We start from the raw sequence: 15,157 nt of genomic DNA, 5'->3' as shown, positions 1-15,157 counted from the left end.
GGCGTCAGAGGCCGGCGGAGCCGTCCGGGGGCGGGGACGGGGGCAGGGGCGGCAAAGGCGGCAGGGTCGGCGGGGGATGCCGGTCGATACGGCGCAGGACGCGGACCTCGTGGACGAGACGGCCGGCGAGAGCCGCCCCGTACACGACGAAGCCGACGCCGACGAGCCAGGACTGGAGGACGAGGACGGTGCCGAACTGACCGTAGGTCACGGCGTTGGAGGCGATCAGCGGGGAGAACACGAACTGGGAGAAGACCCGCAGGCCGAGCAGACCGACGGCGGTGAGGGCGGCGCCGGGGAGCAGGGCACGCCAGCGGATGCGCCCGCACAGCAGGAAGCGCTGCGACCACCAGAAGAAGAGGAAGGCCCCGGTGACGTCGCCGAGCGCGGTGACGGCGGTGAGCCAGACGGGCGCGTTGGGGCGGGCCGGGTTGGCCACGAAGAGCAGTAGCGCGGCAACGAGGACGGCGAGCCATACGACATGGCGCCACATGGTGTGCCAGCGGGCGGTGGGCAGGTCCCAGACGCGTTCGTAGCCGGTCTGGACGACCGAGCCGAAGGTCACGCCGAAGGCGGCGAGCGCGGCGAGGCCGAAGGCCGTGGTGCGCTGGAGTGCCTGCCCGGGCTGACCGAAAAGACGTTCGATCTCCTCCTGGGAGACCTCGGAGACGCCGAGGCCCTGGACGAGCCAGCGGGCGAAGCCCTGGCCGCTGGCGAGGTCGGCGGCGGCGATGACGATCAGCAGCGGGACGAGGGTGAGGAGGCAGAGCGCGGCGAACCCCATGGCACGGTGCATGAGTTCCATCGCGCGCCCTCGGCTCCAGGCGAGTCCGACGGGCGAGGTGACGACCCGTTCGTGAAGCCGGTGGAGCCGAGGGGCCCGGCCCGCCGGGAGGTCGCCGCCCGGGCCTTCGTCCTCGGGGACTCCCGTGCCTGCGGCCCTGTCGTCCGGTGGTCCGTGGCCGGCGGCTCCGTCGTCCGGGGCTCCGCCGTGCGGCGCGCGGGAAGTGGGGGGCATGTCTCGTCGAGTACCCCGCTCGGCGGCCGCACCCGCCCGCGGTGCCGCCGAACGGGTGGGACCGGCCTGATCCCGACGACGGGCCCTACCTCACGGCGTGGACCCAGGGGTGGCCGGTGCGGGTGCAGAGGTCGGGGCGGCGGTCGTCGCCCGGGTAGGGGGCTCCGGTGGCCTGGAGGGCGGCGCTCACCAGCGTCGCGAGCAGGTCGATGTCGGAGCCCGCGTCCAGACGGACCGTCACCCAGCCGGATCCGGCGCGCAGCCGGACCGCGCTGGAGCCGAGGAGGGCCGGCCGGAGCCGGGCGATCATCGCGCGGGTCAGATGGACGTCGGCCTCGTGCTCGCCGTGGAAGTGCACGATCTCCTGGGTCGCGGTGCGCAGTCCGAGCTCGGCGCCGCAGGGCGCGCGGCCGGCGATCAGCGAGGGCCAGCTCATCAGGCGTTCACTGGCGTGCCTGGCTGTGTTCATACCGAGGAGCGTGCCGCGCCGCGGGGGCCCGCACAAGCGTCTGGCCTCAAAGAATCCGACCCCGGCGCGATTTTGCCGGTACGGCGGCCGGCCGGCGGGAAGGACGGTGGGGCCGAAGCCCGCCGGGAGCACGCGCGCGGGCGTACGAGGGGGGCCGGGCGCGCGGGCACGGCCCGGCGGTGGGGTCCGGTGGACGGCGGCCGGTTCGCGCCGTTCCCCGCCGGGCCCGGGAGGCCGCGGCACGGCGGAGGAGACCGGGGAGAGCCGGAGCGGCCCGGGCACCGGGTAGCGTGGCCGTCATGGAACTCATAGGCGAGATCTCGACCGGTCGCCCCCTGCTCGTCCTGGCGGTCAAGGAGGAGGCCCAGCACCTTCGCACCGACCTGCCGATCCTGCTGACCGGGATGGGCAAGGTCAACGCGGCGACGGCGCTCGCCACCGTGCTCGCGCGCGGCCCGCGGCCCTCGGAGGTCGTGAACCTCGGTACGGCGGGGGCGCTGCGCCCCGGCTGGACGGGCACCCATCTGATCGGCACGGTCATCCAGCACGACTTCGACAGCAGGCTGCTCGCGACCCTCACGGGCGAGCAGTACGGCACCCCGGTCACGCTGCCGGACGGCGGCGACGTGGTCCTCGCCACCGGTGACATGTTCATCTCGGACGACGCCGCGCGGGAGCGGCTCGCCGCCCGTGCCTCGCTCGTCGACATGGAGGGCTACGCCCTCGCGTCGGTGGCCGCGGAGGCCGGTGTGCCGCTGCGCATGGTCAAGCACGTCAGCGACGAGGCCGGTGAGGGCGCCGACCGCACCTGGCGCGAGTCGGTCGCCGAGTGCGCCCGTCATCTGGCCGCCTGGGCCGAGGCGAACACGCCGTACCGCGCCTGACGGCGCGTGGGGCGCCGGGGGGCGCGGGCCGACGAGACTCCCCGGCTCCGGGGGTGCCTCGGGTCAGGCCGGCGGAAGTCCGCCGGCGCCGGCCGGGGCGGGCGCGGGGGTGAGGGCGGCCGGCTCCGGAAGACGGACGACGAGCAGGGCGGCGACATCGTCGTCGAGCCGGCCCGCGCCGAAGGCGGTGAGGTCGTGGTGGAGCAGCGGGAGCACCCGGTCGCCCGGTTCGTCGGTCCAGCGGCTCATCCGCCGCTCCAGCGGGTAGAAGTCGCCGGCCCGGTCGCGGGTCTCGCTCACTCCGTCGGTGAAGAGCAGCAGCCGGTCGCCGGGCAGGAACGGGACCTCCTCGACCTGGTGCCGGGAGGCCTGGAGGGCCGCGAGGTTGAGCGGCAGTGACGGTTCGCCGAGCGGGACGGGCCGGACCCGTCCCGCGTGCTGGAGCAGCGGGGCGGGGTGGCCGCAGCTGAGGACGCGGACCACGTCCCGGCCGTCGGGGAATTCGAGGAGCAGGACGGTGGCGAAGCGTTCGGCGGCGTCGGAGCCGGGGGCCGCCCAGGCCCCGTAGCGCGCCAGACCCTCCTCCAGCCTGTCGGCGAGGGCGGGCAGGCCGGGCGCGTCGGTGACGGCGGCACGGTAGGAGCCGAGCAGTACGGAAGCGGTCTCCACGGCGCCGAGGCCCTTGCCCTGGACGTCGCCGAGCATCACCCGGACGGCGCCCGGGACGCGTACCGCCTCGTAGAAGTCGCCCCCGATCCGGGCCTTGGCCGCGGCGGCGACGTACAACAGGTGCAGTTCGACCTCGCCGAGCCGGGGCGCGAGCGGGCGCAGCACGACCCGCTGGACGACCTCGGCGACGGCCGTCACCTCTCTGAGGTCCTGTTCGTAGCGGGTGCGGACCCGGCTGACCCAGACGGCGGCGGCCGTGACGGCCACGAGGACCAGTTCGGCGGCGAGGATGCCGGAGGCGGTGTCGCCCTGCGCCACGCCGAGGGCGAGCCGCAGCGCGATCGCCAGCAGGCCGATGGTGAGGGTGCCGCGCACGCTCCAGGTGACGGCGGCGAGAGCGGGACCGATCACGAGGAGCCGGTCGAAATGCTCTCCCCGCGATGTGACGAGGTCGACCACCACGACGATGGCGAGGGAGAGGACGGGCAGCGCCAGACCGAGGTTGAACTGGGTGCGCGTCCCCGACGCGGAGGGGGGCCGGTGACCACCTGAGGGCATTTCATGATCATACGTTCGAGATCAGGCGGTCCGGCACCTTACGTCCCCTCTGGCGTGTCCGCCACCTGGCGCCCGGCACCGCTCCCCGGATCCGCACCTGAATGCCGCTCCGCTCCCGCCTCCACCTCCGCTCGCGTCCCCTTGGCCCGGTCACCCGGCAGCCCCGGACAGGCGGGCAGGGCGAGCGCGGCGACGGCGGCGAGTATGGGCAGGGCGGCCTGGGACGCCAGGAGCGGCGCGGCCAGGGCCACCCCGAGCACGGGCCCGGTGTTCATGGCGGTCTGCTGGAGCCCGCCCGCGACACCGGCGTGTTCCTCGGCGGCCCGGTGCACCACGACGGAGGTGGCGGTCACCATCACCGCGCCGAATCCGGCGCCGATGAGCGCGGCGCACCCGCCGGTCGCGAGCGCGGAGCCGGTGATCTCCGTACGGCTCAGCAGGGCCACTCCGGCGACGAGCGGTCCCGCGCCGCCGGCGGCGACCCGCCGTGCCCCGAAGCGCGCCTTGAGCACACGGCGAGCAGCGCCCCGAGCCCGGCGGCGCCCGGCCCCAGGCGGCGGCCGGGCGTCCGTCGCCGAGGCCGCTCGGGGCGCCCGGTTCCTCGGCCCGGACGGGAGGTGGCGCACCGGCGAGGGTTCGAACAGCATCCCAAGCGGGACCAGGGGGTACGGGCCCGCCGCTCGTGCCGCACGAACGCGTACCCGGCCGCCCCCGCCAGGCCGAGGGCGAGCAGACTGCCGCCCGAGGGCCGGGGTCCCCGAACCCGTGGGCGAGGCCTTGGACAGGCGAGAGCGAGCCCGAGCAGGCAGGCCAAGAGGCGGGCCAGGGCCTCGATCCGGTCCCGGGGGTCGGTCGCGCCGATACCGGCGACCCGTGCTCCGAGCGCGCGGAAGCCCTCGTGGGCGATGGCCGAGAGCAGATCGAGGTGGGTCGGAAACCAGCGGCGGGGCGCGCCGTGCGAGACCCCGGCGCGGCGGGTGATCTCGCGCAGCGAGAGGGCCTCGACACCTTCGGCGTCGACCAGCTCGACCCCGGCCCGCACCAGCCGGTCGCGCAGACCGCCGGAGTCGGGAGCGGGTGGGGGACGGGTTCGTCGGGTTCGCCGGAGGTTCCGGAGGAGGCCCCGGGGGTCTGCCCGGGAAGAGGTTCTTGGGTCACGTGTCCTGCTGTACCGAAGCGACGTAGACGCTGTCTACGTCAGTCGCGGACAGCGTCTACGACTTCCATCCGGCGTCTTCTCGTCCGCTACACTTGTCCGAGCGAAGGGGAGTAGCCCCGCAAACCGGTCGTCGACACACTGGAACCCCCGGGTTCCCGGTGGCCGGGTCCGCGCCGAGGCGTGGACGGGCGAGACCTTCGGCCAGGCAGTACGCCATCTCCGCGACCCCGCGGGTGTGGTTCGTCACGCCGGGCCGAGTGGTCCTCCCGTCGCCCATCGAGGCGCCGTGCCGGGCCCGGGCCCGGTTCGAGCAGAGAGCTCCGGTATGCACCTCGACCCCTTGGCGATCGTCACCGCCTTCGGGCTGATCTTCCTCGCCGAACTCCCCGACAAGACGATGTTCGCGTCCCTCGCCATGGGCACGCGGATGCGTCCGCTGTACGTCTGGTTCGGCACCTCGACCGCGTTCATCGTGCATGTGGCCATCGCCGTCGGCGCCGGCAGTCTGCTCGGGCTCCTTTCCCCCTGGATCGTCAAGCTCGTTTCGGCCGCGCTGTTCGGCTTCGGCGCGTTCATGCTGCTGCGCGGCGGAGGCGACGACGAGGACGGCGAGGAGAGCACCGGCAAGACGGTGACCGGCTTCTGGCCGGTCTTCTCCACCGCCTTCATGGCCGTGTTCATCAGCGAGTGGGGTGACCTCACCCAGATCACCACGGCCAACCTGGCCGCCACCAACGGCACCTGGTCGACGGCGATCGGCTCCGCGGCCGCGCTCATGAGCGTCTCGGCGCTCGCGCTGATCGCGGGCCGGTTCATCGCCAAGCGCGTCCCGCTCAAGACGGTCCAGCGCGTCGGCGGTGTCTGCATGGCCGGCCTGGCGATCTGGTCGCTCGTGGAGGCCTTCACCGGCTGACCCGGCGCGGCCCGCCCGCGACGAAAGACGATGCCCGTGTGCCCGGCACGCGGGCATCGTCATGCCTCGGGACCCGCCCCCGCTCTTCCCTGGTGTCTCCCCCTCACAGCCGTACCGACAGCCGTACTGGCATCGTGGGCGGCATGAACCCGACGGGACCGGCAGCAGGGCCGAAGAGCACGACACCCGACGGCCGCACCGCGCTCGGCGAAGCGGCCTGCCGTCACCAGGCGGAGGGGATACCGGCGGAGGATCTGCCGATGATCGCGGCCGAGGCGCTCGCGGCCGGGGCCGACACCCCCGCGCTGCGCGAACTCGCCGGTCTGCCGCGCCGGGCCGACCCCCGTGACATCCGTGACGTGTTCGAGCAGGCGCTGCGGGAGGCGGGAATCGGGCTGCCCGAGCCGGGCCTGGCACGCCGTCACGCCCTCCGCCGGGCGGCGGCGAGGCTCGTGGCGGGCGCGATCGAGCCCGTCGACCTGGCAACGCAGGAGTGGGCGGAGATCGAAGGCGAGACCGCGGAGGAGCGGGCGTTCACGGCGTTGATCCCGCCGTGCGACTGCTGTGTCGCGTACACACTGGGCACCGACCGGCGCATCTGGGAGGCCCGGTTGCACAGCTCCGCTCTCGCCCTGACGTCCACGCCGCCGATCGGTCCAGGCTGCTGACTTCTCTCCGCTCTTGTCTTCACCCGCCCTCTTGTTCGAAGCGGTGCATCACCGCTTCACTCCTTTCATGCCCTACCGTCGCCCGCCCGCCGTCCAGGCCCGGTTCGACGCCCAGCGCGCCGCGATCGTCGAGGCAGGTCTCGGACTGCTCACGGAACACGGTTACGCCTGCCGCACCACGGCCGCGGGCGCCGAACGCCAGGTGTTCCGGCGGGCGTTCCGCGTTGTCCTCGCCGAGCGGATCGCCGCCGGTGTCCGCAGCGGCGAACTGCCGCCCCAGGACGCCGGGCTCACCGCGTCGGCACTGGTCGGCGCGAGCGCGGAGGCGCTGACCGGCCCGCTCATCCGGGAGGCCGGACCCGGCACCGTACCCGCTCTCCTCACCTTCGCCCTGCGAGCCCTGGGAGTTCCCGATGCCGTCCACCCATGAGGTCACGAACCAGGTTCCGCCGCTCACCGGTTACGACGTCTCGGCCGACCCCGCGCTCCTGGAGGCGCTGCGCCGCGAGGGCGCGGGCTGGGCCGAGGCCGAGGTCCGCGAGCTGGGCGTCACGGCGGGCGGCCACGAGGCGCAGGAGTGGGGCCGGCTCGCCGAGCGCCACTCCCCTATCCTGCACACCCACGACCGGTACGGTCACCGGATCGACGAGGTCGAGTTCCACCCGTACTGGCACGAGCTGATGACCGTGGCGGTCGGGCACGGGATGCACGGCGCGCCGTGGGCCGACGACCGGCCCGGCGCCCATGTGGCGCGGGCCGCGAAGCTGTTCGTGTGGGCGCAGGTGGACGCGGGGCATTTATGCCCGGTCTCGATGACGTACGCGGCGGTGCCCGCGCTGCGCGCCGAGCCGGAGCTGGCCGCGGTGTACGAGCCGCTGCTGGCCTCCTCGTCGTACGACTTCGGGCTGCGGGTTCCCACGGAGAAACGCGGTCTGATCGCCGGCATGTCGATGACCGAGAAGCAGGGCGGCTCGGACGTACGGACCAACACCACCCGCGCGGCGGCGACGGGCGAGCCGGGCCTGTACGCACTGACCGGGCACAAGTGGTTCACCTCGGCGCCGATGTCCGACGTGTTCCTGACGCTGGCCCAGGCGCCCGGCGGGCTGTCCTGCTTCCTGGTGCCGCGGGTGCTGCCGGACGGTTCGCGCAACGCGATCCGGCTCCAGCGGCTCAAGGACAAGCTGGGCAACCGTTCCAACGCGTCCGCCGAGATCGAGTACGAGGGCGCCCTCGGCCGGCTGGTCGGCGAGGAGGGCCGGGGCGTCGCCACCATCATCCGCATGGTGAACATGACCCGGCTCGACTGCGCGCTCTCCTCCGCGTCCGGAATGCGGCTGGGCCTCGTCCAGGCCGCACACCACACCGGGCATCGCCGCGCGTTCGGCGCCCGGCTGATCGACCAGCCGCTGATGACGAACGTGCTGGCGGACCTGGCGGTCGAGGCGGAGGCGGCGACGGTCGCCTCGATGCGGCTCGCGGGCGCGGTGGACCGGGCCTCGGCGGGCGACGCCGGGGAGGACCTGCTGCGCCGGCTCGGGCTCGCGGTCACCAAGTACTGGGTGTGCAAGCGCGGGCCCTCGCACGCGGCCGAGGCGCTGGAGTGTCTGGGCGGCAACGGCTATGTCGAGGACTCGGGCCTGCCCCGGCTGTACCGGGAGTCGCCGCTGCCGTCCGTCTGGGAGGGTTCGGGCAGCGTCGCCGCGCTCGACGTGCTGCGGGCCATGACCCGGCAGCCCTCCGCCGTCGAGGCCTTCCTCGCCGAGGTGGACCTGGCCGCGGGCGCCGACCGGCGGCTGGACGGGGCCGTGGCGCGCCTGCGCGAGGAACTGACCGGCCTCGACGGTCCGGCCGCCGCTCTGCAGTACCGGGCCCGGCGGCTGGTGGAGCGACTCGCCCTGGTCTTCCAGGGTTCCCTGCTGGTCCGGCACGGTCACCCGGCGGTCGCCGACGCGTTCTGCGCCTCGCGTCTCGACGCCGACCGGGGAGCCGCCTTCGGCACCCTGCCGCCGGGCCTGGACACGGCGGCGATCATCGAGCGGAGCGTGCCCGGCTTCCCCGCCGCCTGACGTCCGCCCGCCCCGCATCCTCCGCGCCCGGGCGCGGAGGATGCGGGGCGGACCGTATACGCGAGAGCACCGGGCCTTCCCCACGGGGCCCGGGCGGCGCCCGGCGCCACCCGCTCGCGCGGACGACGCTCCGACGGACGCGCTCACACTGTCGCAAGGTCCGTCCGGACGACTCGGGCCGGACGCGCCCCGACGGAACACGGAAGTCCGATCATCACTCGTTCGTGAGTTTCCCGCGCGGCCCGTGCGCGCCGCCCGCCACGCTGAGGCCGACCACCCAAGGACGAGCGCGCGCGGGCGCGGGAACGGGGTACGGCGTTGACATCGCGGAGCGGCGGTACGACGGGGGAAGACGGCGCGAACGGCACGGCCGCCCAAGGGGCGGACGAGCGGGCGGTGCTGCTGGTGGCGGGGCTCGCCGATCTGGCGGTGAGCACCCTGGGCACCGCGGTGGGCACGGTCCGGGGGCTGCTGCGGCGCTCGGACACGGCCCGGCTGGTCGAGGACGCCGAGCACGATCTGCTGGCGCGCGGACGGCTCGCCCTCGACCGGTACGCGGCGGTGCCGCCGGCCCATCTGGAGGTGCTGGCGCAGCACGTACTGGAGCGGCGGTCGCGGGCCGATGGCTGAGCGCTGGGACCCGGTCGCGTTCAAGGCCAGGGTGGACGAGGTGCTGGGCGGTTTCGTCGCCCGGGAGGCCGACGCGCTGGCCGCCGTCGACGCGAGCCTCGGCCCGGTGGCCGAGGAGCTGGAGTCGGCGGTCGCGAACGGCAAGCGGCTGCGGGCCGCGTTCTGCTACTGGGGCTGGCGGGGTGGCGGGCAGCCGGACAGCGAGGCGCTGGTCCGTGCCGCGGCCTCCGTCGAGCTGGTGCACGCGGCCGCGGTGGTGCACGACGATCTGATCGACGGCAGTCCGCTGCGGCACGGACGGCCCACCGCGCACCGGGCGCTGCGCACCGCCGTCCCCGGGCATCCGCGGCCCGCCGGGGCCGCCCGGTCGCTCGCGATGCTGGTGGGCGATCTGCTGATGGCGCTGGCGGGGCAGCTGTTCGTGGAGAGCGGGCTGCCCGCCGCGTATCTGGGGCGGGCCCGGCCGCTGTGGGCGGCGCTCGCGCGGGAACTGATCGCGGGCGAGTGCCTGGAGATCCTGCACACGGGCGGGGTGCCGGACACGGCGGTCTCGCTGAAGGTGATCCGCTACAAGACCGCCAAGTACACCGTCGAACACCCGCTGCTGATCGGCGGGGCGCTGGCCGGTGCCGGGCCCCGGCTGGGCGAGGGCTACTCGGCGTACGGACTGCCGCTCGGCGAGGCGTTCCAGCTGCGGGACGACCTGCTGGGGCTGTTCGGCGACCCGGAACGCACCGGCAAGGCCTGCCTGGACGACCTGCGCGGCCGGCGGCCGACGGCGCTGCTCGCGGAGACCTGGCGGCTCGCCGACCGGTCCGGGCGCGAACGGCTGCGCACCCTGCTGGACGGACACGGACACGGGCGCGGAAACGGGCACAAGCACGAGCACGAGCGACGCGGCCACGGCCACGGAGAAGCGGCCGGGAACGGGCACCGGAAGGAGGACGACGAGACGCTGGACGAGGTGCGGGCGCTGATGCGGAGCGCAGGGGCTCCGGAGCGGGTGGAGGCCATGATCGCCGCCCGGGTCGAGGAGGCGCTGCGCGCCCTCGGCGAACTCGACGCGCCCCCGGCCGCCGTCACCGCCCTCACCTCGCTCGCGCACTCGGCGTCGGCCCGGGTGTCCTGACCGCCGTCCGCCCCCGGCCGCGTACCCCTGCTCCCCATACCCCTGTCCCGCACTCCCCTCTCTGCCGCTGTCCCCCTCTCCCTTCCCGTCCGGATGCTCGTCGAAGGAGCCCCGCATGATCCCCACCGAGGCGTCGATGGACGCCCTGCGCCAGACCGGCGACGAACTCGCCGACGCCACCGTTGCCACGCTCTTCGAACGCGGCGAGGTCGGCCGGTTCAACACTTTGATGCGGTACGTGTCCACGGTCGGCACACCGCTGCCGGACGGGCTGCCGGAGGTCGCCCGCGAGTATCTGGACGCCACCCGTTCCGCGCCGGACTGGGTGGACTGGGGCGAGATGGAGAAGGCCCGGCTCTTCTTCACCGACAACGATGTGCACATCACCACCGCGCTCTCCTTCGCCGCCATGCCCTCCTGCTATCTCGTCCCGCATGTGGCGAAGCTGCTCGCGACCACGCACGGACTCAAATATCCGTCCAAGCGGATGGCGGAGACCGGACAGTTCACTCTCTATCTGATGCGGCCGGACGCCTTCGAGGAAGGCGGCCGGTTCGTTCCGGCCGCCCAGAAGGTCCGGCTGCTGCACGCGGCGATCCGGCACCATCTGAAGCGCGAGGGCCTCTGGGACACGGCGGCACTGGGCGTGCCGATCTGCCAGGAGGACCTGATCGGCGGGCAGATGTTCTTCTCCATGGTGGTCCTGGACAGCCTCCACCGGCTCGGGATCCACATGTCCACCGAGGGCGCCGAGGCCTACCTCTACGCCTGGCGGGTGGTGGGGGCCATGCTCGGCGTGAACCAGGAGGCCGTCCCGAAGAGCCTGGAGGAGGCCCGTGCCTTCCTCGATCTGTACATGATCCGTCACATGGGGCCCTCGGAGGAGGGGGAACTGCTCACCCGTCAGCTCATCGAGCTGTACGAGGAGGTGGTGCCGGGGACCTTCTTCGACCCGATCGTCTCCGCGCTGATCCGTCACCTCGTGGGCGACACGTGTGCCGACTGGCTGGGTGTGCCCCGTACGACCTGGGACACCGTGGTCAAGGCGGTGCCGCATCTGCTCGGGGTCCTGGAGAACGTGGAGGACCGCTCTCCGCTGGGAGCCTGGCTGCTCGACCGCCTCGGCCATCTGACCACGGTGTTCGAACTGTCCTCGCTGACCCGCGGCCGGGTCATGCACTACGCCGTCCCGGAGCATCTGAAGAAGGAGTACGGGGTGTCCTCCACAGTGTCCCCGAAGAGCCGGTGGACCCCGCCGCCCGCGTTCTTGAAGCCGTGACGGCCGCCCGGTGACGGCCGGGGGCCGAGTTGCGGGACGCGCGCGAGGCGCAAGGCTTGGGGGGGATACCCGTCCGCGCAGCCGCAGCAGGGAGACACGATGCAGGAGCCCGCACCCCACGACCTCGCCGCCCTCGCCGAGGAGCACCTGGCGAAGGCGCGTGCCGCGTCGCACGGGCGCAGCGCCCATCTGGTGATGCACGACGGGGTGCTCCGGCAGAGTGTCATCGCCCTGGTCTCGGGAACGGCCCTCGACGAGCACAACGCACCCCCTGCGGCGAGCCTCCAGGTGCTGCGGGGCCGGGTGCGGCTGACGGCCGCGGGCCGGTCCGCGGAGCTGGCGGCCGGTCAGCTCCAGATGATCCCGAAGGAACGGCACGGGCTCGCCGCGCTCGACGACGCCGTGGTCCTGCTGACCGCCGTCAACGACTGACGGCCCGCCGGCCGCCCAAGGCCACGGACGGGACTTGTCGGTGGAGGTTCCTCCCGGTCCGCGTCCGGGAGAGACGAGGCGGCGCGGGCGCGGGGGTTCACTCCACGCGGTGCAGGTCCTCCGCGTAGTACTCGATGGCCTCGCGATACCGGCGCACGGAAGGGTCCTCGCTGCTCCGCGCGAGCAGGCGCAGCAGCATCCGGACCGAGTCGTGGTGCTCCCCCGTGTGGAACAGGGCCATGGCGAGGAAGGCGCGCAGGGCACCGTCCTCGGGGAACTCCTCGGTGCCCCGCCGCAGGGTGGCGGCGGCCTCCTCGTACCGTCCGAGAATCCGGTAGGTACTGCCGAGGCCGAGGAACGCGCCGCCGCGGTCCTCGGCGCCCAGGGCGTCCGGCCCGGCCGCGAGGGCCTGTTCGTAGTAGGGAACGGCGTCGGCCTCCAGGCCGAGAACGTCGTGCGCCCACGCGGTCTGATAGGCGATCTCGGCGTCCCCGGGATGGCCGGCGGCGAGCCGGACGAGGAGGGCGCGGGCCTCCTCGCGGCGGCCCGCCTCGCGCAGGGCGACGGCCTCGGCCAGCCGGGTGTCCCGGGAGCCGCCGTCCGCGGCGCCTTTTGTACCGGCGGGGTTGTCGGTGCCGGCAGCGCCGAGGAGGCTGTCGGTGCCGGCAGCGCCGAGGAGGCTGTCGGTGCCGGCAGCGCCGAGGAGGCTGTCGGTGCCGGTGGGCTTGTCTGTGGTCATGCGGCCATCGTCGCAACCCACCCGGCGGGAGCACGATTCAGGGGCTGCCCGCACCGCCGAACCACAGGGTGAAGAAGGTGTTTGTGGCGTCCGGGCCCATAGGGACCCGCTCGGCCACGGCTCTACTCTCCGGCGCGAACCCTCACCGTTCGAGCCGCACGGGAGTCCTCATGCGCCCCATACGCGCCTTGCGCGCCGCCCCACCCGATGTCCGCTCCACTCGTCCCGTACGCCCGCGGCGGCCCCGGCGCCGCCCGGCTGCCCTGTTCCTCGCCGCCGCCGGCGCTCTCCTCTCGCTCGCCCTGCCGGCGTCCCCGGTCGCGGCGGAACCCGTGTCGCCGGCGGCGGCCGCGTCAGGTTCCCCCGTACCGGTGGCGGGCACGCTCACGCCGTACGACATCGACGCCGTGTACACCGCGGGGGTGTCCTCCGGCGGCTACATGGCGACGCAGCTGCACGTGGCCTACTCCGGGACGATCTCCGGCTCGGCGGCCTTCGCGTCCGGCCCGTACGACTGCGCCCAGGGGCTGCTGGCCACCGCGCTCAACGCCTGCATGGACACCCTCCAGGACCTCCGGCTCGCGCAGTTGGAGCAGGCGACCCGCGACCGGGCGGCGCAGGGGCTGGTGGACCCGGTGGCGAATCTCGCGGACGACCCCGTGTACGTGTTCAGCGGGACGCAGGACACCACCGTGCGCCAGCCCGTCGCGACGGCGCTCGCCGACTACTACACGCACTTCGGCGCGCGGGTGCGCTACAACCGGACGACAGCCGCCGGGCACGCCTGGATCACCCCGCTGGGCCCCAACTCCTGCGGGGTGACGCAGACCCCCTTCCTCAACGACTGCGGATTCGACGCCGAGGCCGAGATGCTCGGCCATCTGATGGGCCCGCTGGCCGGGCCCGCCGCGAAGCCCGCGGGGACGCTGATCCGGTTCGACCAGAACGCGTACGCTCCGGGCGGTTCGGCCGCCGCGCTGTCGATGGGCGACGACGGCTTCGCGTACGTCCCGGCGTCCTGCGCGGGCGGGGCGAAGTGCCGCCTGGTGGTGGCACTGCACGGCTGCAAGCAGGGGTACGCCTACCAGGGCTTCGGGACCCGTTTCATCGAGGGCTCCCATCTCGACGAGTACGCGGACACCAACGACATGATCGTGCTGTATCCGCAGGCGGCACCGACCCTGACCCTCGACAACCCCAACGGCTGCTGGAACTGGTGGGGTTACCTCGGCGACAGCGCCTACGCGCGGCACGGCGGGAAGCAGATCGAAGCCGTGATGGGGATGATCGGGGCGCTGCGCGGCGGCACCTCCACACCGCCCACCGGCGGCACTTCGGTGACCCTGTCGAGCGTCGCCACGCAGGACGGCTACGTGAAGGCGGCGGCCGACGGTTCGGGCGCGGCGGTCGGCACCCTGAGGGATCTGTACGGCCTCGCGCTGGGCCGGGGCACGGACGGCAAGGTGAACAAGACCCTGCTGTCCTTCGACACCTCCCGTATCCCGGCGGGCAAGGAGATCACCAGGGCCTATCTGAAGGTCGACCGGTCGAGCGGGGCGGGCGATCCCTGGGCGTCGCCGGCGGGCAACCGGCTGCTGGTGGACGTCCGGTCGGGCTGCTTCGGCGGGTGCGCGGTCGAGCCTGCGGACTGGGCGGCGCCCGCGACGGTGGCCGGCGGGGCGGAGTTCGGCCCGTTCTTCTCGGGCCGGGCGGTGTCGAGCGACCTGTCCCCGGCGGCACTGGCCGCGCTGAACCGGAGCGGGACGACGCAGATGCGGCTCGGCTTCAGCGCGGCGCCGCCTTCGATCGCCTATCTGTTCGTCAATCAGAGCGCGCCGGTGACGCTGACCGTCGAGTACCGCTGACGGGGCGGCGCGGGCCCCGGCCGGGGTGACCGGCGCCCGGCCGGAGCCGTGTTCCGGACGGTACCCGAGGGACTTCGGCCGGGGCCGATGGTTCGGGGCCGGGCCCCCAGGCTGTGGCCGGGACCCGGTTCAGCGGGGGACCTCGGGAAGTTCCTCGCCGGTCTCCAGCAGGCTCTTGAGGCTGGAGACCAGCGCCGGCCAGCCCTCGCCCACCAGGGCGCGGATGGCGCCCGAGGGCTTGAGGTCGTCGTGGACGACGGTGAGCTTCACCATGTCGCCGGCCGGCTCGATCTCGTACGTCACCTTGGAACGACCCTCCTCGACGAGGCGGATGTACACGTCGTCGGAGATGCCGACGGCATGCGCCCATTCGGGGGTGAAGGTGTGCCAGGTGTAGGACAGGCGCCGGCCGGGTTCGGCGGCGAGGACGACCTGCGCGGGGTCGGACGTCGTCCGTCCACCCTCCTCCCAGACCATGGGCGAACCGGTGATCCAGTCCGTCACGAAGGTCACTCCCCAGTAGCGCCGGGTGAGGTCCGGGTCGGTGAGGGCCTGCCACAGCCTGTCGGTCGTGGTGCGGATGTACGCCGTGTACACGTACGCGCCGCTGTCCGGGGTGTCGGTGTCCATCGGAGCCTGCTCCATTGCTGACGTCGTCGGCGCGGGCACGGGCGTC

General features: G+C 73.7%; 16 protein-coding genes and 1 pseudogene. 10 read left to right on the top strand and 7 right to left on the bottom strand.

Annotation, left to right across the window (positions count from 1 at the left end):
* Positions 1-4 precede the first annotated feature (4 nt).
* Entirely contained in the window at positions 5-805 is an 801-nt protein-coding gene (locus ACGFRB_RS24550) for a YhjD/YihY/BrkB family envelope integrity protein (RefSeq protein WP_393246008.1), read from the bottom strand.
* Positions 806-1,103: 298 nt separating this feature from the next.
* Positions 1,104-1,487 (bottom strand): luciferase family protein, encoded by a 384-nt coding sequence (locus ACGFRB_RS24545; protein ID WP_393245940.1) that lies wholly within the window; start codon positions 1,485-1,487, stop codon positions 1,104-1,106.
* A 299-nt stretch (positions 1,488-1,786) separates the two neighbouring features.
* Between ACGFRB_RS24545 and ACGFRB_RS24540 the strand changes: the two genes are divergently transcribed.
* Positions 1,787-2,371 carry a nucleosidase gene (locus tag ACGFRB_RS24540; protein WP_363010723.1) on the top strand — a complete coding sequence of 195 codons (585 nt, stop codon included), beginning with the start codon at positions 1,787-1,789 and terminating at the stop codon, positions 2,369-2,371.
* A gap of 63 nt (positions 2,372-2,434) precedes the next feature.
* Here the strand turns inward: ACGFRB_RS24540 and ACGFRB_RS24535 are convergent, their stop codons facing one another.
* From ACGFRB_RS24535 to ACGFRB_RS24525, 3 genes and pseudogenes are all read right to left on the bottom strand, one after another.
* On the bottom strand, positions 2,435-3,598 hold the full coding sequence (locus ACGFRB_RS24535) for a PP2C family protein-serine/threonine phosphatase (RefSeq protein WP_393245938.1): 1,164 nt from the start codon (positions 3,596-3,598) through the stop codon (positions 2,435-2,437).
* Positions 3,599-3,636: 38 nt separating this feature from the next.
* Positions 3,637-4,110, bottom strand: coding sequence for a hypothetical protein (locus ACGFRB_RS24530; protein ID WP_393245936.1), 474 nt, complete (start codon positions 4,108-4,110; stop codon positions 3,637-3,639).
* A 302-nt stretch (positions 4,111-4,412) separates the two neighbouring features.
* Positions 4,413-4,655: pseudogene (locus tag ACGFRB_RS24525) on the bottom strand (TetR/AcrR family transcriptional regulator); the annotation flags it as partial.
* 427 nt (positions 4,656-5,082) lie between these two features.
* On the opposite strand from ACGFRB_RS24525, the gene ACGFRB_RS24520 reads away from it, so the two are divergent.
* The 8 genes from ACGFRB_RS24520 to ACGFRB_RS24485 all read left to right on the top strand — a co-directional run bounded on the left by ACGFRB_RS24520 (position 5,083) and on the right by ACGFRB_RS24485 (position 11,877).
* A complete protein-coding gene (locus tag ACGFRB_RS24520) occupies positions 5,083-5,670 on the top strand; it encodes a TMEM165/GDT1 family protein (protein ID WP_363010719.1) in 588 nt (195 codons plus the stop codon).
* Between the two features lie 143 nt (positions 5,671-5,813).
* Entirely contained in the window at positions 5,814-6,338 is a 525-nt protein-coding gene (locus ACGFRB_RS24515) for a hypothetical protein (protein ID WP_393245934.1), read from the top strand.
* Between the two features lie 67 nt (positions 6,339-6,405).
* The gene (locus tag ACGFRB_RS24510; RefSeq protein ID WP_393245932.1) at positions 6,406-6,768 is read left to right on the top strand and encodes a hypothetical protein; all 363 of its coding nucleotides are present in this window, start codon (positions 6,406-6,408) and stop codon (positions 6,766-6,768) included.
* Positions 6,752-8,407 (top strand): acyl-CoA dehydrogenase family protein, encoded by a 1,656-nt coding sequence (locus tag ACGFRB_RS24505; RefSeq protein WP_393245931.1) that lies wholly within the window; start codon positions 6,752-6,754, stop codon positions 8,405-8,407. The genes ACGFRB_RS24510 and ACGFRB_RS24505 overlap by 17 nt, the downstream gene beginning before the upstream one ends.
* Positions 8,408-8,725: 318 nt before the next feature.
* Positions 8,726-9,037 (top strand): polyprenyl synthetase, encoded by a 312-nt coding sequence (locus ACGFRB_RS24500; RefSeq protein WP_393245929.1) that lies wholly within the window; start codon positions 8,726-8,728, stop codon positions 9,035-9,037.
* The gene (locus ACGFRB_RS24495) at positions 9,030-10,166 is read left to right on the top strand and encodes a polyprenyl synthetase family protein (RefSeq protein ID WP_393245927.1); all 1,137 of its coding nucleotides are present in this window, start codon (positions 9,030-9,032) and stop codon (positions 10,164-10,166) included. Before ACGFRB_RS24500 ends, ACGFRB_RS24495 begins: the two co-directional genes overlap by 8 nt.
* Positions 10,167-10,281: 115 nt before the next feature.
* Positions 10,282-11,445 carry an oxygenase MpaB family protein gene (locus ACGFRB_RS24490; RefSeq protein WP_393245925.1) on the top strand — a complete coding sequence of 388 codons (1,164 nt, stop codon included), beginning with the start codon at positions 10,282-10,284 and terminating at the stop codon, positions 11,443-11,445.
* Between the two features lie 99 nt (positions 11,446-11,544).
* Entirely contained in the window at positions 11,545-11,877 is a 333-nt protein-coding gene (locus tag ACGFRB_RS24485; RefSeq protein WP_363010705.1) for a cupin, read from the top strand.
* A gap of 97 nt (positions 11,878-11,974) precedes the next feature.
* On the opposite strand, the gene ACGFRB_RS24480 is transcribed toward ACGFRB_RS24485, so the two are convergent.
* Entirely contained in the window at positions 11,975-12,454 is a 480-nt protein-coding gene (locus ACGFRB_RS24480; RefSeq protein WP_393246006.1) for a tetratricopeptide repeat protein, read from the bottom strand.
* Between the two features lie 332 nt (positions 12,455-12,786).
* Here ACGFRB_RS24480 and ACGFRB_RS24475 point away from each other — a divergent pair, with 332 nt between their 5' ends.
* The gene (locus ACGFRB_RS24475) at positions 12,787-14,481 is read left to right on the top strand and encodes a poly(3-hydroxybutyrate) depolymerase (RefSeq protein WP_393245923.1); all 1,695 of its coding nucleotides are present in this window, start codon (positions 12,787-12,789) and stop codon (positions 14,479-14,481) included.
* 129 nt (positions 14,482-14,610) lie between these two features.
* Here the strand turns inward: ACGFRB_RS24475 and ACGFRB_RS24470 are convergent, their stop codons facing one another.
* Positions 14,611-15,111 carry an SRPBCC family protein gene (locus ACGFRB_RS24470; protein WP_363010699.1) on the bottom strand — a complete coding sequence of 167 codons (501 nt, stop codon included), beginning with the start codon at positions 15,109-15,111 and terminating at the stop codon, positions 14,611-14,613.
* Between the last annotated feature and the right edge of the window lie 46 nt (positions 15,112-15,157).

Source organism: Streptomyces sp. NPDC048718 (assembly GCF_043198875.1).
Classification (GTDB): domain Bacteria; phylum Actinomycetota; class Actinomycetes; order Streptomycetales; family Streptomycetaceae; genus Streptomyces.
Note: the sequence above shows the minus strand (reverse complement) of the source record. Positions and strands in the feature narration are given on the sequence as shown.

Coding starts and splice junctions, on each gene's coding strand:
- ACGFRB_RS24510 (WP_393245932.1), top strand. CDS start 6,406: ATGCCCTACCGTCGCCCGCCCGCCGTCCAGGCCCGGTTCGACGCCCAG.
- ACGFRB_RS24550 (WP_393246008.1), bottom strand. CDS start 805: ATGGAACTCATGCACCGTGCCATGGGGTTCGCCGCGCTCTGCCTCCTC.
- ACGFRB_RS24545 (WP_393245940.1), bottom strand. CDS start 1,487: ATGAACACAGCCAGGCACGCCAGTGAACGCCTGATGAGCTGGCCCTCG.
- ACGFRB_RS24490 (WP_393245925.1), top strand. CDS start 10,282: ATGATCCCCACCGAGGCGTCGATGGACGCCCTGCGCCAGACCGGCGAC.
- ACGFRB_RS24470 (WP_363010699.1), bottom strand. CDS start 15,111: ATGGACACCGACACCCCGGACAGCGGCGCGTACGTGTACACGGCGTAC.
- ACGFRB_RS24505 (WP_393245931.1), top strand. CDS start 6,752: ATGCCGTCCACCCATGAGGTCACGAACCAGGTTCCGCCGCTCACCGGT.
- ACGFRB_RS24540 (WP_363010723.1), top strand. CDS start 1,787: ATGGAACTCATAGGCGAGATCTCGACCGGTCGCCCCCTGCTCGTCCTG.
- ACGFRB_RS24485 (WP_363010705.1), top strand. CDS start 11,545: ATGCAGGAGCCCGCACCCCACGACCTCGCCGCCCTCGCCGAGGAGCAC.
- ACGFRB_RS24475 (WP_393245923.1), top strand. CDS start 12,787: ATGCGCCCCATACGCGCCTTGCGCGCCGCCCCACCCGATGTCCGCTCC.
- ACGFRB_RS24520 (WP_363010719.1), top strand. CDS start 5,083: ATGCACCTCGACCCCTTGGCGATCGTCACCGCCTTCGGGCTGATCTTC.
- ACGFRB_RS24535 (WP_393245938.1), bottom strand. CDS start 3,598: ATGCCCTCAGGTGGTCACCGGCCCCCCTCCGCGTCGGGGACGCGCACC.
- ACGFRB_RS24495 (WP_393245927.1), top strand. CDS start 9,030: ATGGCTGAGCGCTGGGACCCGGTCGCGTTCAAGGCCAGGGTGGACGAG.
- ACGFRB_RS24515 (WP_393245934.1), top strand. CDS start 5,814: ATGAACCCGACGGGACCGGCAGCAGGGCCGAAGAGCACGACACCCGAC.